Origin of the sequence: Microcoleus sp. PH2017_05_CCC_O_A (genome assembly GCF_020738785.1) — a bacterium.
In the GTDB taxonomy this organism is placed as follows: domain Bacteria; phylum Cyanobacteriota; class Cyanobacteriia; order Cyanobacteriales; family Microcoleaceae; genus Microcoleus.
In genome coordinates this window covers 18,677-41,383 of sequence record NZ_JAEQCB010000034.1, presented here as the reverse complement: position 1 = coordinate 41,383, position 22,707 = coordinate 18,677, and the positions used below count along the sequence as shown (strand labels likewise).

Annotated in this window: 23 protein-coding genes and 1 tRNA gene; 11 read left to right on the top strand and 13 right to left on the bottom strand. The window is 48.1% G+C overall.

Annotated elements, in window-relative coordinates; genetic code table 11:
- Positions 1–180: 180 nt before the first annotated feature.
- Genes JGK20_RS10180 through prfC form a run of 3 tightly spaced genes read right to left on the bottom strand, consistent with a single transcriptional unit; the run spans position 181 to position 2,756 of the window.
- Positions 181–744, bottom strand: coding sequence for a Uma2 family endonuclease (locus JGK20_RS10180; RefSeq protein WP_293183299.1), 564 nt, complete (start codon positions 742–744; stop codon positions 181–183).
- A gap of 50 nt (positions 745–794) precedes the next feature.
- Complete coding sequence (locus JGK20_RS10175; RefSeq protein ID WP_293230298.1) at positions 795–1,070, bottom strand: hypothetical protein; 276 nt, start codon at positions 1,068–1,070, stop codon at positions 795–797.
- Positions 1,071–1,127: 57 nt separating this feature from the next.
- The gene (gene prfC, locus JGK20_RS10170; protein ID WP_293218938.1) at positions 1,128–2,756 is read right to left on the bottom strand and encodes a peptide chain release factor 3; all 1,629 of its coding nucleotides are present in this window, start codon (positions 2,754–2,756) and stop codon (positions 1,128–1,130) included.
- Between the two features lie 102 nt (positions 2,757–2,858).
- Here prfC and JGK20_RS10165 point away from each other — a divergent pair, with 102 nt between their 5' ends.
- Positions 2,859–3,203 carry a DUF4870 domain-containing protein gene (locus JGK20_RS10165; protein ID WP_293230295.1) on the top strand — a complete coding sequence of 115 codons (345 nt, stop codon included), beginning with the start codon at positions 2,859–2,861 and terminating at the stop codon, positions 3,201–3,203.
- 275 nt (positions 3,204–3,478) lie between these two features.
- On the opposite strand, the gene JGK20_RS10160 is transcribed toward JGK20_RS10165, so the two are convergent.
- From JGK20_RS10160 to infC, 4 genes are all read right to left on the bottom strand, one after another.
- Entirely contained in the window at positions 3,479–3,955 is a 477-nt protein-coding gene (locus tag JGK20_RS10160; protein WP_293184648.1) for a cyclic nucleotide-binding domain-containing protein, read from the bottom strand.
- An 80-nt stretch (positions 3,956–4,035) separates the two neighbouring features.
- A complete protein-coding gene (locus tag JGK20_RS10155) occupies positions 4,036–4,167 on the bottom strand; it encodes a hypothetical protein (RefSeq protein ID WP_293184651.1) in 132 nt (43 codons plus the stop codon).
- Complete coding sequence (locus tag JGK20_RS10150) at positions 4,148–7,204, bottom strand: HEAT repeat domain-containing protein (protein WP_293230292.1); 3,057 nt, start codon at positions 7,202–7,204, stop codon at positions 4,148–4,150. The genes JGK20_RS10155 and JGK20_RS10150 overlap by 20 nt, the downstream gene beginning before the upstream one ends.
- 259 nt (positions 7,205–7,463) lie before the next feature.
- Positions 7,464–7,997: a translation initiation factor IF-3 gene (gene infC / locus JGK20_RS10145; RefSeq protein WP_265239585.1), complete on the bottom strand. Its 534-nt coding sequence runs from the start codon at positions 7,995–7,997 to the stop codon at positions 7,464–7,466.
- A 416-nt stretch (positions 7,998–8,413) separates the two neighbouring features.
- Here infC and JGK20_RS10140 point away from each other — a divergent pair, with 416 nt between their 5' ends.
- Together JGK20_RS10140 and JGK20_RS10135 are read left to right on the top strand one after the other, a co-directional pair.
- Positions 8,414–9,418: an alpha/beta fold hydrolase gene (locus tag JGK20_RS10140; RefSeq protein WP_293184656.1), complete on the top strand. Its 1,005-nt coding sequence runs from the start codon at positions 8,414–8,416 to the stop codon at positions 9,416–9,418.
- Positions 9,419–9,515: 97 nt separating this feature from the next.
- The gene (locus JGK20_RS10135) at positions 9,516–9,710 is read left to right on the top strand and encodes a hypothetical protein (RefSeq protein ID WP_293184659.1); all 195 of its coding nucleotides are present in this window, start codon (positions 9,516–9,518) and stop codon (positions 9,708–9,710) included.
- 712 nt (positions 9,711–10,422) lie between these two features.
- On the opposite strand, the gene JGK20_RS10130 is transcribed toward JGK20_RS10135, so the two are convergent.
- Complete coding sequence (locus JGK20_RS10130; protein WP_293184661.1) at positions 10,423–10,584, bottom strand: hypothetical protein; 162 nt, start codon at positions 10,582–10,584, stop codon at positions 10,423–10,425.
- A 160-nt stretch (positions 10,585–10,744) separates the two neighbouring features.
- Here JGK20_RS10130 and JGK20_RS10125 point away from each other — a divergent pair, with 160 nt between their 5' ends.
- From JGK20_RS10125 to JGK20_RS10100, 6 genes are all read left to right on the top strand, one after another.
- Positions 10,745–12,496: an N-acetylmuramoyl-L-alanine amidase gene (locus JGK20_RS10125; protein WP_293230290.1), complete on the top strand. Its 1,752-nt coding sequence runs from the start codon at positions 10,745–10,747 to the stop codon at positions 12,494–12,496.
- 245 nt (positions 12,497–12,741) lie between these two features.
- Positions 12,742–13,602, top strand: a complete 861-nt coding sequence (gene murI, locus JGK20_RS10120; RefSeq protein ID WP_293184665.1) for a glutamate racemase — start codon at positions 12,742–12,744, stop codon at positions 13,600–13,602.
- 326 nt (positions 13,603–13,928) lie between these two features.
- Complete coding sequence (locus JGK20_RS10115) at positions 13,929–14,483, top strand: NYN domain-containing protein (protein ID WP_293184667.1); 555 nt, start codon at positions 13,929–13,931, stop codon at positions 14,481–14,483.
- 108 nt (positions 14,484–14,591) lie between these two features.
- Positions 14,592–14,663 (top strand) — tRNA-Asn (locus tag JGK20_RS10110).
- 435 nt (positions 14,664–15,098) lie between these two features.
- The gene (locus JGK20_RS10105; protein WP_293156139.1) at positions 15,099–15,329 is read left to right on the top strand and encodes a DUF433 domain-containing protein; all 231 of its coding nucleotides are present in this window, start codon (positions 15,099–15,101) and stop codon (positions 15,327–15,329) included.
- Positions 15,326–15,505: a DUF5615 family PIN-like protein gene (locus JGK20_RS10100; protein ID WP_293184669.1), complete on the top strand. Its 180-nt coding sequence runs from the start codon at positions 15,326–15,328 to the stop codon at positions 15,503–15,505. Before JGK20_RS10105 ends, JGK20_RS10100 begins: the two co-directional genes overlap by 4 nt.
- Before the next feature lie 43 nt (positions 15,506–15,548).
- Here JGK20_RS10100 and JGK20_RS10095 read toward each other — a convergent pair whose 3' ends face one another.
- On the bottom strand, positions 15,549–16,055 hold the full coding sequence (locus JGK20_RS10095; RefSeq protein ID WP_293184672.1) for a MarR family transcriptional regulator: 507 nt from the start codon (positions 16,053–16,055) through the stop codon (positions 15,549–15,551).
- An 84-nt stretch (positions 16,056–16,139) separates the two neighbouring features.
- On the opposite strand from JGK20_RS10095, the gene JGK20_RS10090 reads away from it, so the two are divergent.
- Positions 16,140–17,042: an EamA family transporter gene (locus JGK20_RS10090; protein ID WP_293184674.1), complete on the top strand. Its 903-nt coding sequence runs from the start codon at positions 16,140–16,142 to the stop codon at positions 17,040–17,042.
- Between the two features lie 92 nt (positions 17,043–17,134).
- On the opposite strand, the gene JGK20_RS10085 is transcribed toward JGK20_RS10090, so the two are convergent.
- The 4 genes from JGK20_RS10085 to JGK20_RS10070 all read right to left on the bottom strand — a co-directional run bounded on the left by JGK20_RS10085 (position 17,135) and on the right by JGK20_RS10070 (position 21,010).
- The gene (locus JGK20_RS10085) at positions 17,135–18,340 is read right to left on the bottom strand and encodes a glycosyltransferase family 2 protein (RefSeq protein WP_293230287.1); all 1,206 of its coding nucleotides are present in this window, start codon (positions 18,338–18,340) and stop codon (positions 17,135–17,137) included.
- A 220-nt stretch (positions 18,341–18,560) separates the two neighbouring features.
- Positions 18,561–19,874 (bottom strand): precorrin-6y C5,15-methyltransferase (decarboxylating) subunit CbiE, encoded by a 1,314-nt coding sequence (gene cbiE, locus JGK20_RS10080; RefSeq protein ID WP_293230284.1) that lies wholly within the window; start codon positions 19,872–19,874, stop codon positions 18,561–18,563.
- 243 nt (positions 19,875–20,117) lie between these two features.
- Positions 20,118–20,273, bottom strand: coding sequence for a hypothetical protein (locus JGK20_RS10075; protein ID WP_293184683.1), 156 nt, complete (start codon positions 20,271–20,273; stop codon positions 20,118–20,120).
- The gene (locus JGK20_RS10070; protein ID WP_293184776.1) at positions 20,270–21,010 is read right to left on the bottom strand and encodes a DUF1868 domain-containing protein; all 741 of its coding nucleotides are present in this window, start codon (positions 21,008–21,010) and stop codon (positions 20,270–20,272) included. Before JGK20_RS10070 ends, JGK20_RS10075 begins: the two co-directional genes overlap by 4 nt.
- Before the next feature lie 544 nt (positions 21,011–21,554).
- On the opposite strand from JGK20_RS10070, the gene holA reads away from it, so the two are divergent.
- Positions 21,555–22,532 carry a DNA polymerase III subunit delta gene (gene holA, locus JGK20_RS10065; RefSeq protein WP_293212411.1) on the top strand — a complete coding sequence of 326 codons (978 nt, stop codon included), beginning with the start codon at positions 21,555–21,557 and terminating at the stop codon, positions 22,530–22,532.
- Positions 22,533–22,707: the final 175 nt, after the last annotated feature.

Below are 22,707 nucleotides of genomic sequence, written 5' to 3'. Positions count from 1 at the left end.
TGAATATTGGGTGAATATTGGGTGAATATTGGGTGAATTTCCGTTGGATACCCGGCGAATGGAATTCGCGGCTACACAAACAATGTCCGCCTCCGCGGACTAAGAAAGAAAGAAAGAAAGAAAGAGAGAAAGGACGAATGGAATTCGTGGCTACACAAACAATGTCCGCGCAACGCGAGACTAAGAAAATTGTATTTGGCGGTACAATTGGTCGATCGCAATTTCGACATCCACTGATTCCAGTCGCAAAGTATCGCCCAAACCATACTCCGACAGCACCCATAGCCCTTGTTCGTTGCGCCGAAACATTTCTACTCTGGGCTGTTCGACTTGCACCAAGACGTACTCTTGCAGCGTTGAAAATTGGCGATATTTAGCAAATTTTGCGCCGCGATCCAAAGCTTCTGTTGAAGGTGACAAAACTTCGACAATCAAGGAAGGAAATTGCACCAATTGCGGATCGTTATCGCGATCGTCGCAAGTTACCACAACATCAGGATAAAAATACTTTTGTCCTGGTTCCACTTGGACTTTGACATCGGCCATGTACATCTCGCAAGGGCGATCGACAAGGGCATCATCTAGAACCTTGGAGAAGTTGAAGGTAATCCGATTGTGATTGCGGGTTCCGCCACTCATAGCGACGACTTCGCCATCCCAATACTCGTAGCGCTCTTCTTGGGTGGGTTCCCAAGTCAGGTATTCTTCTGCGCTCATCAATAGGCGATCGGGTAAAGCAACCATAATGCGATGCCAACTAGATACCAGTTTTTTTCTGATGCCATTGTATCACCTCAGCGCACAATTAATTGACCGAATAAACCGCTTTTTCCCGATCGTTCTTTTTCCAGCAGACACGCTTCTAATTCAAACAAGCGGCGGTAGGTGAGGGAATCATTTGTGACTGGATGCTTCCTGGTTTCTTGTTTGCGGGATTCGTACAAAGCGATCGATTTGCCACAACCGGAGGAGATCGATCGCACTCGATCGCCCCGAAGGTCGAAATCTGCTTGCACTTCGCACTGCTTGCGGTTGATGGAGGCGATCGCACTCATGTAAACGATCGCCACTCGGAAGATTTCGATCGAATCTAGGGTTGTCTTTCATTCAAGGTAATCGTGGTAATCTCACTCCGCGGTAACGGCCAAACCAGAAACCACAGGCGCGATCGCATTTAACCTCAAAACAGGATGCTCACCTTCCACCTGACGGCAATTCCAGTCATTCCTAAATAACAAAACCGGCCTTCCCCAACAATCCTTCACCGTCACAGTATTAAACAGCCGTCCCACCTTGGCCAGCGCATCCCAACCGCCATCTACCCAACGAGCTACACTGTAAGGCAACATATCGATCGTAGTTTCGACATTATATTCCGACTGCATTCGGAACTGCACCACTTCAAATTGCAACTGTCCCACAGCCGCCAAAATCGGTTCGCGTTTCGACTCATCAACCGAATACATAATTTGCACAGCGCCCTCTTCCTGCAACTCCGAAACACCTTTGCGGAACTGCTTAAACTTAGAAGGATTCGGATTTCTCAAAAAGGCAAAAAGTTCCGGCGAAAAACAGGGAATCCCTTCATATTCGACTTTTTGACCGGTGAAAATAGTATCGCCGATCGCAAAAACCCCCGGATTGTTCAAACCGATAACATCGCCCGGATACGCAACCTCGATCGACTCCCGATCCTGAGCAAATAACTTTTGAGGTCTTGACAAACGCACCGTTTTACCAGTCCGAGCGTGAGTGACGTTCATGTCCTTTTCAAACTTGCCGGTACAAACGCGAATAAACGCCACGCGATCGCGATGTCTCGGATCCATATTGGCTTGCAACTTAAACACAAACCCGGTAAAATCTTCATAAGTTGGGGGCAGTTCGCCGGCGCTGCTGTTGCGGGCGATCGGCTTCATGGCGTAATCTAAAAACGCATCCAAAAACAGCTCGACCCCAAAATTGCTCATCGCACTACCAAAGAAAACCGGAGTCATTTTCCCAGCCCGAACGGAGTCTAAATCGAGTTCAGTTCCCAACTCATCCAGCAGTTCCAACTCTTCTTTGAGCTGATAGTAAAGGTCTTGTTCCAACAAATCCTCAATGCGCGGATCGCCCAATTCGATCACCGTATCAACAGCAGCGCGAGAACCGTGTTTAGTCCGCTCGAACAAGTGAATTTTGCGCCCTCTGCGATCGAAAACACCTTTAAAGCGATCGCCCGTACCGATCGGCCAATTCACCGGATAAGTCTGCAACCCCAATTCCTTCTCAATTTCGTCCAACAAATCCAAAGGATCTCTGCTAGGGCGATCGAGCTTATTAAAGAAAGTAAAAATAGGCAAACGTCGCAACTTACAAACTTCAAATAACTTGCGAGTTTGCGGTTCCAAACCCTTAGCAGCATCCTCAAGCATCACCGCATTATCAGCAGCCGCCAGAGTACGATAAGTATCTTCACTAAAATCTTGGTGTCCGGGAGTATCGAGCAGATTAATGTGATAATTTTGATATTCAAACTGCAAAACAGTAGAAGTAATCGAAATTCCCCGCTGCTGTTCCATCGCCATCCAGTCAGAAGTAGCGTGTCGCTGAGCCCGCCGTGCTTTCACAGAACCTGCTTCGTGAATTGCACCTCCGTAAAGCAGCAGCTTTTCTGTCAAAGTAGTTTTTCCCGCGTCAGGGTGGGAGATAATAGCAAAGTTGCGCCGGCGCCGGGCAGCAGTTAGCAGTTCAGTTTCGAGTTCTGTTGTCATCACAAAATAGGTAGGGGAATCATCACCCGATCGCCATTATAGCCTGTGCTAGAGTTGCTATTAAAGGTAAAATTATCACTAAAGTCAAGGAATCAAAGTAATATGTACGACTCCGACAAGCGAAAGCTGCTATCACTGGTGTGTCACGGGGCGATTTTTTTCAGCACGTTAGTTTTATCGATCGGAGCGCCGATCGCTGTATTGTTAGTATCTGATGACCCCGTTGTCAAAGAAAACGCCACAGAAGCCATCAATTTTCATTTGAATGTATGGGTGTACAGCGCTGTGATTGTGGCCTTAACGGTGGTGACTTTTGGGCTTGCCGGGTTTATCCTAGTGCCACTAGGTTATCTCCTACATTGGGGACTGACAGTCATGGCTATTATCCACGTGTTGCAAACTCCTAACGAAGCTTACCGCTACCCTTTTATTTTCCGAATAGTTTAGACAGCAAATTGCGCTTCACCATCGAAAATTTTGGGACGGGCTAGAAGCCCATCCCACAAGAAAAAAGATTTTTGTGGGATGGGCTTCTAGCCCGTCCTAACTATTTTTGCAAGAGGTCTAATAAGAAACCGGGTTTTTAATTGTTTGATAGCAGAAGGAAGAAGGAAGAAGGAAGAAGGAAGAAGGAAGAGGAAAGAAGGAAGAAGGAATAAACTATCCGCAATTCCCAATTCCCAATTCCCAATTCCCAATTCCCAATTCCCGATTCCCAATATTCATCGCATTTCAGGAACTCTCACAGGATCTGTCGGTGGCATAACCGCCTCTTTAGCATTCAACTTGATATTCAACTCGCGAATCCGGCGCGACAGCAAGCGAATAATATTAACAGCAATTCCCGGCGTTTCATCGATCGCATCATAAAGCTGCATTTGAGTCAGCATCAAACACTCCGATTGTTCCAGAGTCGAAATAGAAGCCGATCGAGGTTCCGCATCAAATAGCGACATTTCCCCGAAACAAGCCCCCGCCTTCAACTGTGCCAAATCCCGATCGCCTATATGCACCCGCACCGTACCCGATACCAAGATATAGAGCGATCGACCTTCTTGTCCTTCCGTAAAAATCCTGTGCTTAGAAGGAAACGAAAGTTCGTCCATTACCGATGCTAGACGGACAAGAAAATCATCCCGCAGTTCCTTAAAAATCGGAACTTCCCTGACAAACAATAGGCGTTCGACGCTAGTTAACATAATGCGATGCAGTGATTAATTTAAACTTTAACAAAGGAAGGGGAATTGGGCATTGGGCATTGGGCATTGGGCATTGGGCATTAGGTATTGGGAATTAGGTATTGAAGATAGTTTCTTTTTGTTCCTTCTTCCTTCTTCCTTCTTCCTTCTTCCTTCTTCCTTCTTCCTTCTTCCTTCTTCCCTCTTCCTTCTTTACCTTTTCCCCCCAGCACCCAACTCTGCCATCATCTCTTCAACTTGAGCTGATACCAAATTATCGGGGTCATTTTGCAGCCTCGGCAACAATTCGAGCAAAGCCCGCGGTGAAGCTATTTTCAAATAGGCTAACACTGCTTCGCGGACAAAACCCGTCGGGTGTTGCAGACAGACAAGAGTTTGTTGGGCGGTAAGGCTCCAACGCGCTTCCCTCGCCAAGTGAAAACAGCAAGCTAAAGTCCAATCCGAAAGGAAATGGCGCAATTCCAGTAAGCGGCGCAAACGATCGCTCGGGGATAGAGGTTTGTACACCATTAATTCCGAGAGATTGCTCAATTTCTCTCTTTCCGAGTGCTGATCCAACAAATTGATCAGCGATCGCTTCTTAGCGATATCCACAGTATTGTCGAGAATTTCCAATCCCCTAGCCACCAAAGAAGGTTGGCCAGAAGCAATGTTGAAAGCAGCAGCTTGTACGGTGTCCAACGGATAAAGAAACTTCATCAGCAAAAAACATCGTTCCTTAGCATCAGCTTCCAACCCCGCCAGAGCGCGCTGCAACAATTGAGCCGTATCGTTCTCGGGTGCACCCCTGCTGGCATCTCGATCGGCAAAATTGCCATAGGTTGTTACACCAGACAAATCCACCATAGCTGCATAAATTTGACCGATAAACATCAACTCCTGTTCGATAAGAGTTTCCAATCCGCTGCGGCCGATGCGGTCTAGAATCCCTTCTATACCCGCTTCCGATGGCATTTTCAACAGGATGCGGAGGATGTTGCGCCTGGTAGTTCCCCAAGCCGTCATCAAATTGCTGACCAAAATGTCGATCGCCTCCACAGTCCCTATTTGACCGAGAGCCGTCCAAGCTTGCAATCTGACCAAATCCGACTTATGGATGTCCTCAGCCAAATAGACGAGCAAAGGAATCGCATCATTGTGAAGTTTGACGATCGCCTGCAAAGCCGCTTCCCTAGTCGATTTGTAACCGAGTCCGCGCAGCAGCGAAGGATAATATTCTTCAGAATGAGTAGAAGAAATCACGTCTAACAGAGCGCAGCGAACTCGCAGAGATTCATCTTGCAACAGATTCGGGATATAAAGCCGCAGTCCTTGCAAATAATCAGCCTCTCCCAGAGCCCGCGTTCCCATCACCCGTTCTCGTTCCATCTTGTGGGTAAGCATTTGGCGCAGCGTATTAGTAGCCTCTGCCTTTTGCTGGCGATCGCCCCTTCTCATAATTAAAGCAGCCGCCGTACCCCGTACTACCGGATCGACATTCGGCTGCAAATAAGGCCGCAAGTTGTCAATATTCGGTTCAGCCTCCGTCAGCCAGATGTAGCGCAAAGCCAAGGCCAGCACCTCCGGCGGCAAGGATTGCTGCGATAGAGCCCGTACAGCTTCTAAATATTCCGGGTTTGGGTGTTGCAGCATTGTTTCCAAGCTCTGGCGCTGCAAAGCCGAAGGTAACACTTCCAGGATCGGCGCCAAAACTTCTCCGACATTTTTCGGGTCAATTTGCGTCAGCAGTTCTATACAAGAGCGCTTTTCATCTTCGCCCCCCGGCTTTTCCAGAGTTTCCACCACTGCGCGTTTGAGAGCTTTCAGGTCAACGTCAGTGACGCCCAAGCGCCCCCGTTCAGCACTTTTGACCAACAAACCCACGTATTGAGAGCGGATCAGCCAGACTACAAACAGCCACACCAGGGCCAAAAGTACGATCGCGCCGATGAATACCAAGCTTTGGTTGTCATGAAATAGTGTGTCTTTTTCGTCTTGGTGGGGAAGTACCTTGTCTGTCACCCACAGCATAATTAGGATGCCAACTCCTGTCACTCCGCAGGAAATAGGTTCGCCCACACCGTTGACTAGAGTTTGAATTCCCGATCGAATATTGTCAGGGATGGGTTGGAACAAAACCGGGCTAATAGTTTCCAACAGCGTGTAGTGCAGCAGTTCGTCCAGAAATCTCAGCAAAATCAGTCCGATGAACACAGACACTAGCTGGCCCAGGGATGCTCCTATCGTCAGCACGCCCAGAATAGCGATTCCCGCCGGCAAAATCATCGCCGTCACAAACACACCAATTCGTTCTACCAAGCGGCTCGATGCGAACCACTGAGTCGCCACTTGAAACAAGCCTTGTATGCCCTCGTAAATCCCCAGAAAGCTCGCTATCCAGCTAGCTCCACTAGCGCCGTCCGAAGGGTTTTGGTATTCTAGCTGGCTGTAGAATTGAAAATCTACCAACACATAGAGGACTTCTGCAAGGACGAAAAAACTAACTAGAGGTATGGCGTATTTTTGGAGAGGGCCTGTTATTTTTCGGGCGGTAAATTCTTGTTGGTCGTCTTCGTCCTCGTCATCTGTCCAGTGAGCCGTTTCCGGGAAAGCTTGACGGTATTTTTCCGTCAGATAGTACAGCAACAGCGAGCCTGTCGCCACCATTAACCCCGATACCAGAGTAACGTTTTTGAGTCCGACTACGTAGAGCAAAACCGGCAGAGAAAACCCGCTGACTACTCCAGCCACTAGATAACCACTACTAACTAGCGGATAGGTGCGCTTGATTTCTCTAATATTAAACAGTTGGTTGGAAGTGATGGAAGTATTGAGGTCATTGAGGACATAGCAAGCTTCCACCCACAGCCACATCAAAAAAATAGTAATAAAAGCGATGCTGATGCCAGCTATCTTAGTATTTTCGTAGCCGATGCCGAATCTAAACAAAAATAGCGGTACCGACATCATTCCCAGAACCGCTACAACGGTGCGTCTCAGCGGCAGGATTTTTTGCATCCACGAGTAGACAAATCCCAAACCAGAACCAATAAAGGCGCTGGCTATATAGATAAAGGGCATTTTGTCCGCACCGAATTCGTCTAAAAACAGACCTACCGTGCTGAGTTCCAGCCAGATCAGCCCGACGGAGGTTAGAGTGTAGACGAGGAACATCAGTATGGTTCGCTCTACTTCTTCCGATCGCAGGTTGAGCGATCGCAGCACTCCTTTTCCTGCTCCCGCCCAAGCGCTGATTTGAAAATTTTCCATGCTTAAGAGTGCGTAGATATCCCGATTTTAGATTTTAGATTTTAGATTTTAGACTTCGGCTAGCGCGAGCATCGAACGATTTTAGATTTGCTCCACAGATGGAATCTAGGAGCTGGAACTTTGGTCTAAAATTTTTGTTTTGACCCTCGACGACTAGAGTCGGAAACCTATATCTTTTTTGGGGCGTGGCAATTAGTCTACCGTCACCAGTCTATTACTATTGACTGATGACTGATGACTGATGACTAATCGCTCATAACTATTTTTTCGGCGACAGCAGCATCATCATACTGCGGCCTTCTTTTTTCGGCGCTTGCTGCACCTCTGCGATTTCCTGCAAATCTGTGGCCATGCGCTTGAGCAAGTCCTCTGCTAGGTTACTGTGTTGGATTTCCCGACCTCTGAACATGATCGTGGCTTTTACTTTGTCCCCAGATTTGATAAAGCGGTCTGCTAGTTTGAGGCGCACTTGGTAGTCGTGTTCTTCAATTTTATAGCGCATCTTCACTTCCTTCACGTCAGCAGTGTGTTGCTTCCGTTTAGCTTCTCGCGCTTTCTTTTCCTGCTCGAATTTGTACTTCCCGTAGTCCATGACGCGACATACAGGCGGGTCAGCTTTGTCGCTGACAAGTACGAGGTCGAGTTCTTTTTCTTCTGCCAGACGCAGCGCTTCTGCGGGTGTCAATATCCCTAGTTGCGCGCCGTCGGTATCGATCACCCGGATTTTGGGGTATCGAATATTTTCGTTAATCTGGGGTAGGTTGCGATTTTGTCTTCTTTCAATCACAGGCATGAATGGTTTTACAATCAGTAGTTTAATATTGAAGCTTCTTGATAATTACAGGTTCGATCGACCAATCTTTCATTTTGTCCGATCGAGCTATTTTGTAAGGTGTTACCCTTACCGGACGTACTACCGCGCCCTCTCTCCCCTCAGCTAAAGCCTTAGGGAATATTTGGACTATCGTAAATGAATTCTTACAATACCTGTTATTCTACTCAGTCTGGCTAAGTTTCTGCTTAGTTTTATTTTAACTTCACACACGATCGCCCGCCCCCGTGCCAGATTGATGGTAAAAAGGTCGCAAATTCCCGGTAAATCGTTAAAAATCAGCTAAAACGGCTTTTATTAGCTAATCTAGCCAGTCCGCTCCGTTCCCCAAGTCCCCTGATTTGCCTTGTAGAATGGGTATAAGCAAATGTAAATTTATGTTGCGAGCTGAGGCAAAATTGACAAATTATCTGCACTGGCACCAACGGGTAGGAACTCAACGAGACTGGGTGTGGCGCGGTTGGCAAACTCGCTACAGCTATTTGCGGCCGGCTTTGGGGAACAATCAAGGCGCGATCGATCTTCCAGATGCTGCTACCAAACCAATAGCCTCCGCCACATCAAGCACCCCAATTATTTTACTGCACGGGTTTGGAGCTTCGATCGGTCATTGGCGTCAAAATCTCGGCCCCCTCGCTGAAAAACATACAGTTTACGCCTTGGATTTGTTGGGTTTTGGCGCTTCCCAAAAAGCTCCCGTTAACTACTCTGTGTCTTTGTGGGTCGATCAAGTGTATGATTTTTGGCTGACTTTTATCAGAGAGCCGGTAGTATTGGCAGGAAATTCGATCGGTTCCCTGATTTGTCTGGCCGCCGCCGCCGCTCACCCGGAGATGGTAGCCGGCACGGTGATGATTAGCCTCCCAGACCCGTCTGTGCGAGCCGAGGCGGTACCCGGATGGCTGTTACCGGCGATCGAAGCTGTGGAAAGCTGGTTTGTTTCTCCGCTCATCCTCAGACCTCTGTTTGCTTTCGTCCGCAAACCTTCAGTTGTCCGCCGCTGGGTCGGCTTTGCCTACGCCAACCCGGAATCTGTTACCGACGAATTAGTGGACATTCTATCAGGGCCTGCGGGCGATCGGGGAGCCGCCCGTACCTTCTGCGCTGTATTTAAAGCTGTAGGCAGTTCACAATTCAGCCCCGGTGTCAAGACTGTACTGCGAAATTCCACAATCCCGATGCTGTTAATTTGGGGCAAACAAGACCGGATGATTCCCCCTCGGTTCGCCCGGCCCCACCAATTTGTCGAATGCAATCCCCAGTATGTAGAGCTAGTTGAATTAGACAATGCCGGCCACTGTCCCCAGGATGAATGCCCGGAACAAGTAAATGAAGCAATTTTGAACTGGATCGATCGAAATTTTGCAGCTAAGGTGAGTTGATTTATTTAATTTTATGGTCGCTTTTTTCAGCAATTTAGAGATTGACAGAATCGCCAAGATACTGTATCTTCTCTAACTGGTAGTATACGTGGGAGTTATGCAGTTAGTCGAAAGGCAGGTCATCAAACCAAATCACAGGTTTTTGCCAGAAGCCGATCGATTGTTTCTGGTGTCGCAAAAACTTGACAACTGCGATAACAATATCTCCGGTCAAAACTTTTCCCCCGTCAAGCAACCAATCCTTTGGCTGTCGATCGTATACGCTCAAAGACTGTTGGTGACAAAGCATTAGGCACCAAACAAAGTGAGACAAAACATTCTCCATTTACAGTTAACAGCATTGACTGGCTATCATCGTTTAAGATTAGCGATGCCGGAAACCTAACTAACAACTAAGTTTCCATTACTACCCAAAATGTCCGACTGTAACAATGCCATAAAAAAAGACGGAAGAGGCGCTATGTAGTTGTATGTCAATGTCAAGCTGTGAGAGACAATGATTTTATAAAAGGATATGCCAGTTGGTCTGGAACTAATATTTAGCTGCATTCAAAAGTCATTTCAATCTGGGAAATCCTGATCATGCTGAAAGTAGGTTGTTAAGTTATCAAGGTAGCCTATGAAAAGTTAGAAGACAATGCAACTGTCAAACGGATTATTACCCTTACTGTAACTATCTCTATCCATTAAAGACCCGTCGTACAGATTCCTTGAAGAGCGTTCAACAGTTGACAGTTGACAGTTGACAGTTGACAGTTGACCGAAGGAGAGCGACCTCTACCTAGAAGGATGAGGATTGGAGTAATGAATAGTCTGATTTTAAATTCTCCCGATCGGGGTTCCGGCTTTCAACCAATTCTTTCTGGTAAAATTTCAACTTCTAACTTCAAGAAATAAGGGTTAATTGCTCCTATAAATAGTAGCAGCACCAGATCGTCCGGATATTATGAATTGCTGAAACCATTGACTTTATTGCTTCTGAGTTCTCTGGCGACGATAGATAATTAAAGTTTTCTAACCGATCGCATTTTAAAAATCCCGATCGCGTGCTCGTTGCCGAACTTCCTTCTTCCTTTTGCTATAAATACCTTCCCTTGTGCCAACAATTTCTCAGTCAGCTTATAACCGATCGCCCCCAAGTATGCAGGAAAGTTCCAAAATGTCATAATTGGGGATTTGGCGGCCAGTTAACGCATAAAAAAGTCATTTAGCCAACAACTGACGGCCCCTGGCCCCCGGTCTGCTGGCGGCGAACTGCTGAAAGCCACTCGGGCAAGCAGCACCCTTCCAGCTTTTAGCAGTAACGCAAACGAGGAAAAAACTGTCGTGAAATTCCACTGGCTACTACCAAGTTTCTTAAGTGTATTTTTGCTCGCCGGAGCCGCCGAAGCAGCTAGACTGCAATCTTGGCGGTTTGATGCTTCAGAGAACCGGCTCTACATTAGAACAGAGGGGGGAGTCCAACCCAAGGCTCAACTGATTTTCAACCCCACGCGATTGGTAATCGACTTACCGGGGACGAGTCTGGGCAGTCCCTCGGTCAACAAACCGCTGTCAGGGGCGATCGAATCTGTGCGAGTAGGACAGTTTGACGACGATACCACCAGAATAGTCGTCGAACTCAAAGACGGGTTTACTCTAGACCCCCAGCAAGTAAAATTTCGGGGCATTTCTGCCAGCGAGTGGACAGTAGATTTGCCCGCACCAGTACGCGGAGGAACTCAAAATTCGATCTCAGAACCTGGGGGAGAAAGATTATCGGTTGAACCTTCAGCAAGGGAAACCCAATCTGCTGAAGCGACTGTAGTTCAGAACGTTCAGGTGACGGCGGACGGTTTTTTGATCCGTACTGCCGGTGGCAACCCCCAAATTAATTTTCAACAAAGTCGAGCCGGGGACATCGCCACCCTCGATATTGAAGGAGCTACTTTAGCTGCGGGCGCGGGCGGCCAACAGCCTCAAACTAACGGCAAGCACGGAGTTGACAAGATTGAAGTCCGGCAATTGCCAACAGATCCGCCCGTTACCCGCGTAACTTTGCGGATGAAGAGTTCTAATACTCAGTGGCGCGCTTCTGTCGGCAATTCTGGCTCGGTTGTGCTATCGCCAGGAGGCACGAGTCCGCCAATCCTGACGCGCTCCCAACCCCTAACTGTTGGGAGACCAGCTCAAGGAAGTTTAGCGAGAGTTCAGTCCATTGATTTAGCGAGTAACGGCACGCAATTCGTGGTGAGAACTGACCGCCAAGTCTCCTATACCAGCGGGTGGGATCAATCATCGAAAGCTTACTGGATTCGGCTTGCTTCTAGTTCTCTGGCGGGGCAAATTCCTCAGCTCGATGGCAACAGTCCTGTATCGTTTACCGCCAGCCAGGAAGACGCGGAGACTGTGGTGATTTGGGTGCAACCGCGATCGGGGGTACAGGTAGGCAGGGTGACGAGACCTAACCCGCAGATGCTGTCTTTGCAGTTGCGATCGAGTGCTAGCGCGCAGTCACCTTTGACTCGCGATCCAAATCCGCAGCCGTTGCCGCCGAGAAGCAGTATAGGAGCGGGTGATTTGCCCCAAGGTTCTAACCGTCGTTTCGTAGTGGCGATCGATCCTGGCCACGGCGGCCGCGATCCGGGTGCCGTCGGGATTGGGGGCATTCAGGAGAAGGAAATTGTTTTAGATATCTCATATCAGGTGGCAAGGCTGCTAGAACAGCAGGGCGTGCAAGCCGTAATGACTCGGACTGACGACAGCGAAATTGACCTAGAACCGAGAGTTTCTTTAGCATCACGGGTGAATGCTACTTTGTTTGTCAGCATTCACGCCAACGCGATTAATATGAGTCGCCCGGATATTAGCGGGATTGAGACTTATTATTTCGATAGCGGGGAAGATTTAGCTCGGGTGATTCACGCCAGTATTTTGGATGGGACGGGGGCGAAAGACCGCCGGGTGCGGCAGGCGAGATTTTATGTTTTGAGGAAGAGTGCTATGCCTTCTGTGTTGCTGGAAGTCGGTTTTGTCACAGGTGCTGAGGATGCTGCTAAACTTTCCGATCCAGCTTACCGGAGTCAAATGGACAGTTGACAGTTGACAGTTGACAGTTGACAGTTGACAGTTGACAGTTGACAGTTGACAGTTGACAGTTGACAGTTGACAGTTGACAGTTGATTAATGTTATTGGTTATTTGTTATTAGCCAGAGAAAACGATTAACAAATGACAACAGACAACTGCTTTCCTGTCAACTGCTTTCCTGCCAACAGTTAACAGTTAACAGTCAACAGTCAACAGACAACAGACAACTAACAACTAACAATTAACAATTAACAAATGACAACAGACTCCAGACAACAAAGAATCGGTATATTTGACAGTGGCGTGGGCGGTTTGACTGTTTTGACGCAGTTATACAAACAATTGCCCAACGAATCAATACTTTATTTTGGAGATACGGCAAGGCTGCCTTACGGCACTCGGGCTGCGTCGGAAATTGTGCATTTTGTCCGCGAAATTATGGCCTGGCTGGTGGAACAGGATGTGAAAATGGTCATTATGGCCTGCAACACCAGTTCTGCTTTGGCGATGGAGATGGTGCAGGCTGAGTTTGATATTCCGGTGCTGGGAGTAATTCTGCCGGGGGCCCAGGCTGCGGTGCAGCAAGGCAAGCGGATCGGGGTGATCGCAACTCCTGCTACGGCTGCTAGCAATGCCTATCGAAATGCGATTTTGGAAATGGATGATTCTTGTCGGGTATGGCAGGTTAGCTGTCCGGCTTTTGTGCCTCTGGTGGAGCAAAACCGGATTCACGATCCTTATACTTCTGAGGTGGCTCGGGAATATTTGGCTCCTTTGATTCAGCAGCGAATTGATACGCTGATTTACGGTTGCACTCATTATCCGCTGTTGGCTCCCGTGTTGCGATCGCTCTTGCCTGCTGGGGTGAATTTAATCGATCCTGCGGTGCGCGTGGTGGCTGCTGCTGCCCGAGAATTGGAGGTTTTAGGGCTGCGAAATTCGGGTGCTGCGCTGCCGACTCGTTTTTGCGTGAGTGGCGCCCCGCAGCAGTTTGCGGACTTGTCGGTGCAGTGGCTGGGCTGTACTCCTGCGGTGGAGAAAATATCTCTGCCGACGGTTGTCCGTAGCGAAGCGGGGCGTAAGCCATCGCCCGTATCCGTGGAATCTGTCGAGTAAGCGGAAAAATTTATCGATCGCGCGCTAGCAAAGCTTGCAGAAGACGATCGCACAAATCCCACACCAATTTCCCACAGGAATGCAACTGTAAGCAAACTCCAAACCCTTATGTGACAAGTCATTCCCGATTCTTTAATCAAAAATCGAAAATCAAAAATCGAAAATCGTATCACCCCCCACATCCCAAGCTTTTCGGGATTTGGGGGGTTTAATTATTGCGATCGGAGGTAGCAATCAATCATCAATCTGTAATAAGATTTAACAAAAGCTTTGATGAACAATGCAAATAACGTCCTCTATCTGCTGGAGCTCTTCAGCCTTGAACCATGTCACCCTATATATCGCAAGCAGTGTTACTTGTAGACGGCTATAACATGATTGGACTTTGGCCTCGACTCCGAGAGAAGCGCGATCGCGACGAACTCGAAACAGCCCGCCGCGAGTTGATTGAGGTTTTAGTTAACTACAGCGCCGTTCAAGATTTTGAGGCCAGACTCGTGTTTGACGCTCACTATCGAGATACTCCGAGCGTTAAAGAAATTATTACTAAAAATTTATCAGTGCACTACACTGACTTCGGTCAGACGGCAGATACTTATATTGAAAAGTCTTGTGCTAGTTTGCGCTACGAGTTGCGATCGGTCAAAGGCAAAGGGCGGATGATTGTCGCCACCTCAGACCGAGCGCAGCAATTGACCGTAGTCGGCTACGGTGCCGAATGGATGTCCGCCGAACAACTAGCCGCTGACGTAGAATCCACCGCCCGCCGCAGCGAGCGCCAGCACAAATCCCGCAAACACAACTCCAGTCGTTTTCTGTCGAATTCCCTCGATCCTGAATCGCAGCAGCGTCTCGCCAGAATGAGAATGGGGCTGCATTAGCTGCTGGAACCCGCTTTCTGTACGATCGAAAAAAAGTTTGTCAAAGGCCTTGCCAAATCCTCTAAGTTCAGCTACTATTAGTAAATGTGGGTGACAAAAACCACGCAATCCTCGGTAGCTCAGTGGCAGAGCGATCGGCTGTTAACCGATTGGTCGTAGGTTCAAATCCTACCCGGGGAGTTAGTAAAAGTCTGAAGTTGGAAGTTTCCAGCTTCAGATTTTTTTGTTTTTATTTTCCGATATATTTTTCTATAATGTAGATGCAAACACTTTACCTGTATCGTCAGGAACCCAACTCTAAAGAGATTGGGCTTGCAAGAGAAATCAAGTAAGCCATTCTGACCAGCCTAAGACCTCACGCAGGTCTACGTTATTTGGGTCACGACACCCTGTGGATGCGACGCTAGTCCCCTGCCCTGTCGCTAGTAGTTAAACTGTTTCAAGGTCACTGAAACAGAACATTACCCGAAAGGGATTCGGAGACAACCATATCTCCACAGAGGGGCAACCATACCCCTCTAACCCCGAAAGGGGATTCAAGGCGGTTGAAACCGCCGAGTCGTTTTCCTCTCAGGTCTAAAGACTCGCTCGTTTCCCACTTACCAAATATTTTTTATGAGCTATCGCGATATCATCACCATAGAGCCAGATAAGCGTGGTGGCAAGCCCTGCATTCGTCGGATGCGAATTACGGTTTACGATGTTCTTGGCTGGCTGGCTTCTGGAATGTCTATTACTGAGATTATTGACGACTTCCCAGAACTGACAGAAACAGATATTAGAGCCTGTTTAGAGTTTGTCGCCGATCGCGATCGTCGTTTAGTTGCTTCGGTGAGTGTCGCTTGAAACTACTATTCGATCAAAATCTGAGCCGAAAATTAGTTACTCGCTTGGCTGATATTTTCCCTAACGCTAGCCATGTTGAATTTCACGGGCTAGCAGAGAAAACAGATACAGAAATCTGGGATTTCGCTAAGTTGAACGATTTCTGTATTGTGACAAGTATGATTGCAACGAAGTAAAAAGACTTTGTGCATCCGCTGCAATGATTTTTTACTGTCACCGCTACTCCTCAAATGAAATTAAAAGCTTCCGCAGCAGTTGAGCTAGAACTTTACGTTCGGCTTCGTCTAAAGCGCTAAGGAGTCGATGCTCATTGGCAACATGAGCCTCAACAGCTTTCTCGATCGCGTTGAAACCTTTATCGGTTAACTGAATTAGCGTCCCTCGGCGATCGCTCGGATCGTCCATGCGCTTCACAAGATCGGCCCGTTCTAAGCGATCTATACGATGCGTCATCGTACCCGATGAAACCATCAATGTATTGAATAGCTCGGTCGGCGTAAGCTGGTACGGTTGGCCAGAACGGCGCAATGTCGCCAACACATCAAATTCTCCAACGTTCAAGCCAAAGTTGGAAAATGTCTGTTGAAGCGATCGTTCTAAGTATTTGGTCAGTCGCCCCATCCTACCAATAATGCCCATTGGCGACACATCTAAGTCAGGGCGCTCTCTTTGCCATTGAGCCAAAATCGCATCGACTGGATCGGCATTCATTGAAATGCTACTCACCTAAAAATTTTGATGCCAACCATCTTAACATCAAGATAAATGCTAGAATCTTGGCATCAAGTATCTTGACGTTAAGATAAAATTGTGAAGACAGCTACTGTTCGCCTCTCTGATATTCTGCTGACTGCTCTGGCGCCGATGATCTGGGGAACAACTTATGTTGTAGCGACTGAACTCCTGCCCCCTAACCATCCGCTATTAGTGGCTGCTTTGCGATCGCTCCCCATCGGTATTCTGCTAGCAGCCTGGTTTAGACAACTGCCCAAAGGTATTTGGTGGTGGCGTATTCTGCTCTTGGGTAGCCTCAATATCGGAATTTTTCAAGCACTATTATTTGTCGCTGCTTATCGCCTTCCGGGTGGCGTTGCTGCAACGGCAGGCGCAATCCAACCTTTATTAGTCGTATTATTTTCTTCGTTAATATTGAATGAAAAACCGTCTAAGCTGTCTATTGTGGTGGCGATCGCAGGCTTTATTGGTGTCGGGTTGCTGGTTCTGGGCCCTAATGCGCGTCTTGATAGCATTGGCATTGTTGCTGCGATCGCTGGAGCTGCAACAATGGGTCTGGGAACGGTGCTAGTCAAACGTTGGAAACGCCCAGTTTCTCTACTTGTTTTTACAGCATGGCAGTTAACAGTTGGTGGAATCGTTCTGCTGCCGATCGCCCTAGCGATCGAAGGGCCAATAACTCATATCTCAACAACTAACCTATTGGGCTTCGTTTACCTGGGCTTAGTCGGCACTGGAGTTGCTTATGCACTTTGGTTTCGGGGGATTGATAAACTCAAAACATCGGCTGTGGCATCGCTAGGGTTGATGAGTCCTGTAGTAGCAACACTACTGGGATTCGTCTTACTACACCAAACACTTACGCCAATTCAACTGATTGGGATGGGAATTGTTTTGATGAGTGTTTTGATAGGGCAACAAACGGATCGGCTACGTCAACGCTTATCTAATACTTTCAAATCTCGGATCAAAAAATAACTTACAGTCGTCATCCTAAGGTGCGTCAGGAACAAGAGTTTCGAGTTGCATCAACTATTTGGCTGACGCACCCTACGGAATATTACCGAATACTAAACATCGCGTTCCGTGCGTACCCATTTGGTTTGCCGCTTCAGGATAAAACCCAGATATAAAGGGATTTTCCACAGGATGTAAAAAGGAACAGATAATAGAGTTGCGCCGGAAATGTCGGCACGCCCAAATTTTGCCCAAGCGCTGACAATTGAAACTAAAATTAGCAGTCCTTGTACTCCTAATAATATGGCGGGAATCGCGGATGCTCCGATAATTGCTGCTAGTATTGAGGCGACAAAAGCGGCTAGCCAGATAGCAACTAAAAGGGATAGGGGAGGGACGGCTAAGTCGAGGGCGATCGCCATTAAGTCAAAACGCTGTTGCTCGATCGAAGCTGTCGCCAGCCTGGGAGTTTGAGTTAGCAAGGTTTGTAAGTGTCCGTGTTCCCATCTGGTTCTTTGAGTTTTAGCTACTTGTTCCTGCTGCGGCAAACATCCGGTGACTCGGGCTTCGGGGCAGAATACCGTTGGATGTCCGGCGATCGCCAAATCCAAGCTCATTTGCATATCTTCGACGATATTGCTGCTGGCTAAGGGAACATCTCGAATGATTAACCACGGAAAAGCCATGCCCGTACCTGTTAGCAATGACGGGAATCCTAACTGTTTTAATCCGCTCGGCCGGACTAGGTTTTTCACTAGAAATGCTAAGGCAGAAATCGAATCTTTTGGGGTAGGATTGGGCGGCTGTTCCATTAAATATGTTGCTTGGACTGGCCTTTGTTCTGCCATTGCCACCCGGGCTAATTTGTCGATCGCGTCCGGCTGACAAATGCAGTCGGCGTCAACCATGATGATCACTTCTGGGGGGTCTGAGGCGATCGCAGTCAAGCCGAAATCTAGGGCGTATCCCTTCCCCTTGCGTTCTGTGTCGTGGCGCTCGATCGCACTTGCACCGCTGTTGCGGGCGATTTCTGCTGTGGCGTCGGTGCAGTTGTCAGCAATCACTAACAGCCGGTCTTGAGGTGTTAGCTGTGGCAATATAGTGGAGATGGTGGCGGCTATTCCTGCTGCTTCGTTGTAGGCGGGAATTAAAACTGCTACTTTGGGGCGGGGTTCTTCAGTTTCCGCTGTAGTGCCAAAGCTGGACAGGAAAGCTGCACAGCATTCTAGGAATAGAACTGCAACCGGAATTAGAACGATCAGGGCGATCGCCGAGAGTACAACATCAACAAATAGGAACCCTAGCTGATTTATTTGCACAATTCTAGTACCTTAATTTAATTTAATTTGCTGCGGTCATTGAGTTGATTTAATCAATTTGCACCCTAGTCTACTCAGCGAGCAAACCTATTATCTAAGCTATCATAATATCATGTCCTGAAAAATCACCATTATTAGGTGCGAGCCTTCGAGAAGACGGGATATTATGCAGCGATTCATCTGCGTTCATCTGCGTTCATCTGCGGTTAAAATTCTAGAATTAATTCAAATGTCGATCGATCGTCACAATCGAAATTGGATTCAACGCATCAAAACGAGTCAAACTGCCCCCAGACACAGAACGCGATAACTGCACCTGCACGATGCGGTAACTCCAGTGCGGTTCCCGGCGCACCCGATCGCCAATCCAGCTTAAAACAGTAGCAATATCCTCAAAAACATCCAAAGCTAGGACGATCGACCCTCCAGCGAGCAGCCGCAGAGCGCAAACGCCCAAAATTTTAGTCAACCCTCCACCGCTACCACCGATAAAAATCCGGTGCGGCGGACGCAAGCGGTGCAAGATTTCCGGGGCGGTTCCGTGAATCGAAAACACATTTTGCAACTCAAAACGGCGACAATTGAGTTCGATCGCAGAAGTGCCAGAAACCGTTTGTTCGATCGCGTATACTTCGGACTGCGGGAATAAACGAGCAATCTCGATCGAGACAGAACCGTTACCAGCACCCACATCCCAGACAACTTGTTCGGGTTGCAAAGCCAATTGTGCCAGTACCAACACCCGCACTTCCCGTTCAACCGTCAAACCAGGCCTGTCGCCACAACCGATAAAAGCTGCATCGGGAATGCCCAACAAAGGCAACTTTCCCAAATCCAAAGCTTCTGTCGGCGGGGAGTACCGCAGCATCACCACCACGCTCAGAAGTGCAAAATCCTCTCCCAGCAAAGCTTCCAGAGACTTGTAACCCACGCGCTCTTCGGCGGAACCCAAATTTTCGCCAACCCAAAACTGGTAGCGTGTGGGCAAATCCAGAGCTTTCACCAAACTTGCGATCGCCGCCGGAGTGCGAGTTTCGTCTGCGAGTACCGCAATTTTCTCAACACCCAGCTTGAGTTTTGCCGTCAGTTCCTCAAAAAAACGTCCCTGGGAACCCACAAAATGAGCATCCTGCCAAGGGATGTGCAAGCGGTTAAAGGCCAACTGCACGCAGCTTGCATGGGGGTGAAAAGTCAATTTATCCGGCGGCAGTTGGGAAATGAGCAACTTTCCCCAGCCGTGGAACAGCGGGTCTCCGGCTACTAAAATTACAATCAGTTGATGCGAGGGGGTGGAGGGGGGCGAAAAAGTCCCTGCATCTGGCTCTAAATTCGCATCTGCGGCCAACCAACGCCTAATTTCCAGAATTGCTTCGGTTAAATCTTCCAACGCCCAGCGCTCGCAGGATTGCTGGGGAAAATAGCTCAAATGCCGATCGCTCCCGATGAGCAGAGCGGCCATTTCTACAACCTGCCGCGCCGATTCGCTCAGCCCAGCAGCTCCATCTAAACCAATACCAACAACGTGTACAGTCACTTTTGCATTAAAAATTAAAAAACCAGAATTACTGATTTTTCCTGGTTTCTCATGAATTTTTTGCTTGATTTTGTTGTCAAGTCAGAATAATTAAAGCATTTTATAAGCAGTATTTTGAAGGTTGGGACAGAGGAGAGGGGGAGAGGGGGAGAGGGGGGAGAGGAGGAGAGGGGGAGAGGGGGAAGAATTGGGAGAGGGGGAGAGGGAAGAGGGGGAAGAATTGGGAAAATCTTCCTTGATTCCTCATAATTCTGGCTTGTATCGGTTAAATTCCGTACTTTGCTCGTTGCCGAACTTCGCTCGAACCTCTTTCTTCCTTCTTCCCTCTTCCTTCCTTCTTCCCTCTTCCTTCCTTCTTCCCTCTTCCCTCTTCCTTCTTCCTTCTTCCTTCGTGGTCAAAACTCAAAAACAGGCCAATCCGGTTGCCGCACGTAGCTAGTCATATCGTCAAACTTCCGCAGTTCGGCTTTGTGCACCCACAGATCCTGGGGCGTGTCGAGCCATTGGTCGTTTAACTCAGCCATCAGGGCAGAAAAATGAGCGCGGTCTAGGTTCGGCCCGGTATCCCCAAAATAAGCCAGAGTAATGTGTGCCGTAAAATGATATTGCTGTTCAATTCCCAAGGCAATTAAATCGGGATTTTGATAGATCGATCGACGAAACTCCAGAATTTGCTTGTAAGAGTTTTCGTCCGTCGGTGCCAAACAGACACCTACAGCCCTAGTCATCACCATCAACCCCAGCACCGTCCAGCGTATGGGAGAGCCGCCCGCCAAGGGTTTGCAGGCCGCAAAACCATCTTTCATGCGCCCGCGCAGTTGACCCTCAAATTCTGGATTTTTCTCAGAGGCATCTCGAAAAGCGCTGCTCCAAATCAGATCGGCGACGGTTAAATGGAAGCTATCAGGAGGCAGTGCTACGATCGCACCGTCCGCGATTTCCTGCAATAGCCGTTGTTGGACTGAGTGTAAATTAGTATAAAGTGCAGTATTGTCTGCATCTTCCCCCGCAGGTGGCGTAATCACCGAATAACCCGGAAAAGGTACAGGAGTTCTGTGACCGGCTTCATCAGGCTTAAATTTTGGAGATTCCTGAATGTGTTCCACCTGGGACTTGTAGGAGTCCAGCAGCGTCATTCGCGCCACCCGATTTACGTAAGCTTGATAAGTATCATCCAATCTTGATTTCCTCGCGGTGAAATACTGCCACACCAAATTTTATATTATGGTGCGGGCTTTCAACAGATACATTTAACCCGGCAAATCCAGGACTAAGCCTGATACTACCGTGTATGGCAATACAGAAAAAGCTGCCAGCTCTCCTGTCAAGGAGGTATCTCTCAAAGCTTTCAACAGGATATTGAAAGCGCCATTTGAATTTATGTCCACACTTTGAACAGGTTTTTGATGTGTATTCTTCCGTTATGCCTACTACAAAACTGCCATTTAACAGCAGCTTGATGCTTCAACATTTGCTGGAAATGATAATGACTCAAAGTGACCATGGTCTTAGCTGTTTTAGTCGCTAAAGCATTTTTTTCTCAATCTACACTACCAGCTTTTACCTAATTATTCAAGAAGTTTCTAGAAAATCATTTACTTTGTATCAACAGTCTGATTCAGGATATGTTGGACTTCGGGATCGTGCAAATCTGATTTTTTGGGCTGCTGAACTTGAAATATGCCAATTTACCTGTTTTGGGGGGAAGACGACTTTGCGATCGCGCAAGCAGTCACAAGTTTGCGCTCCTCAGTCCTCGACCCCAACTGGGCTAGTTTTAACTATGACAAGATTGTTGCCGATCGACCCGACGCTGTGGTTGAAGGACTCGATCGAGCTTTAACGCCACCCTTCGGCACCGGCAGCCGTTTTGTCTGGCTGGCAAATACGACTGTAACGCAGCAGTGCTCTGCGGAACTTTTAGCCCAATTGGAACGGACGCTGCCAGTAATTTCCCCTAGTACCGTATTGCTGCTGACATCTGTCAAAAAACCCGACAGCCGGCTCAAATCTACCAAGTTAATCGCCAAGTCCGCCGAATTCCGAGAATTTTCACCGATTCCGCCTTGGAATGAAAAAGAGTTAGCCCAGCGGGTGCGCCAAGTCGCCGGCGAAATGAATGTCAAATTGACCGCCACGGCGATCGAACTTTTAGCCGAATCCATCGGTAGCGATACGCGCGGGCTATACAGCGAACTCGAAAAATTGCTGCTGTTTGCCGGCAATCGCAGTCAACCTCTCAACCCCGAGGAAGTCGCCGCACTGGTGCACTGTAACGCCCAGAATACCTTCCAGCTAGCCGATGCGATTCGCGAGGGCAAGACTTCCGCTGCTTTAGAGTTATTGGCGGGCTTAACGGCTCAGAGCGAACCTGGTTTGAGGATTGTGGCGGGCTTGACTGGTAAGTTTCGGATTTGGCTGTGGGTGAAGGCAATGATCCAAGCGGGCGATCGCGATGATAAAATTGCTCAAGCTCTAGACCTCGGCAATCCGAAACGAGTATACTATTTTCGCCAAGAAGTCAAGAACGCCAGCTTAGAAAAACTACAAAAAAGTTTGCCTTTGCTGCTAGAGTTAGAAGCTTCTTTAAAGCGGGGCCGGGAAGAAGTCTCAACCCTGCAAACCAAAGTAATAGAACTTTCTAGCTTGTTTCGGTGAGGAGAGACAGCCCAGCAGGAGCGGGCCGTGACTTTCAGTCAGTTGACAGTTGACAGTTGACAGTTGACAGTTTGAGGGCGACCTCTACCTGGAAGGAAAAGGATTGGAGTAATGAATAGGCTTCTTTTAATTTCTCCCGATCGGGCGGGCGGGCTTTAAACCAATTCTTTCTGGT

Excerpts from the sequence above, each read along its gene's own strand:
- JGK20_RS10135 (WP_293184659.1), top strand. The coding sequence starts at position 9,516 with ATGCAGTTAGTCGAAAGGCAGGTCATCAAACCAAATCACAGGTTTTTG.
- JGK20_RS10140 (WP_293184656.1), top strand. The coding sequence starts at position 8,414 with ATGTTGCGAGCTGAGGCAAAATTGACAAATTATCTGCACTGGCACCAA.
- JGK20_RS10150 (WP_293230292.1), bottom strand. The coding sequence starts at position 7,204 with ATGGAAAATTTTCAAATCAGCGCTTGGGCGGGAGCAGGAAAAGGAGTG.
- JGK20_RS10115 (WP_293184667.1), top strand. The coding sequence starts at position 13,929 with ATGTCACCCTATATATCGCAAGCAGTGTTACTTGTAGACGGCTATAAC.
- JGK20_RS10165 (WP_293230295.1), top strand. The coding sequence starts at position 2,859 with ATGTACGACTCCGACAAGCGAAAGCTGCTATCACTGGTGTGTCACGGG.
- JGK20_RS10130 (WP_293184661.1), bottom strand. The coding sequence starts at position 10,584 with ATGACATTTTGGAACTTTCCTGCATACTTGGGGGCGATCGGTTATAAG.
- JGK20_RS10160 (WP_293184648.1), bottom strand. The coding sequence starts at position 3,955 with ATGTTAACTAGCGTCGAACGCCTATTGTTTGTCAGGGAAGTTCCGATT.
- infC (WP_265239585.1), bottom strand. The coding sequence starts at position 7,997 with ATGCCTGTGATTGAAAGAAGACAAAATCGCAACCTACCCCAGATTAAC.
- JGK20_RS10105 (WP_293156139.1), top strand. The coding sequence starts at position 15,099 with ATGAGCTATCGCGATATCATCACCATAGAGCCAGATAAGCGTGGTGGC.
- prfC (WP_293218938.1), bottom strand. The coding sequence starts at position 2,756 with ATGACAACAGAACTCGAAACTGAACTGCTAACTGCTGCCCGGCGCCGG.
- holA (WP_293212411.1), top strand. The coding sequence starts at position 21,555 with ATGCCAATTTACCTGTTTTGGGGGGAAGACGACTTTGCGATCGCGCAA.
- murI (WP_293184665.1), top strand. The coding sequence starts at position 12,742 with ATGACAACAGACTCCAGACAACAAAGAATCGGTATATTTGACAGTGGC.
- JGK20_RS10180 (WP_293183299.1), bottom strand. The coding sequence starts at position 744 with ATGGTTGCTTTACCCGATCGCCTATTGATGAGCGCAGAAGAATACCTG.
- JGK20_RS10070 (WP_293184776.1), bottom strand. The coding sequence starts at position 21,010 with ATGACGCTGCTGGACTCCTACAAGTCCCAGGTGGAACACATTCAGGAA.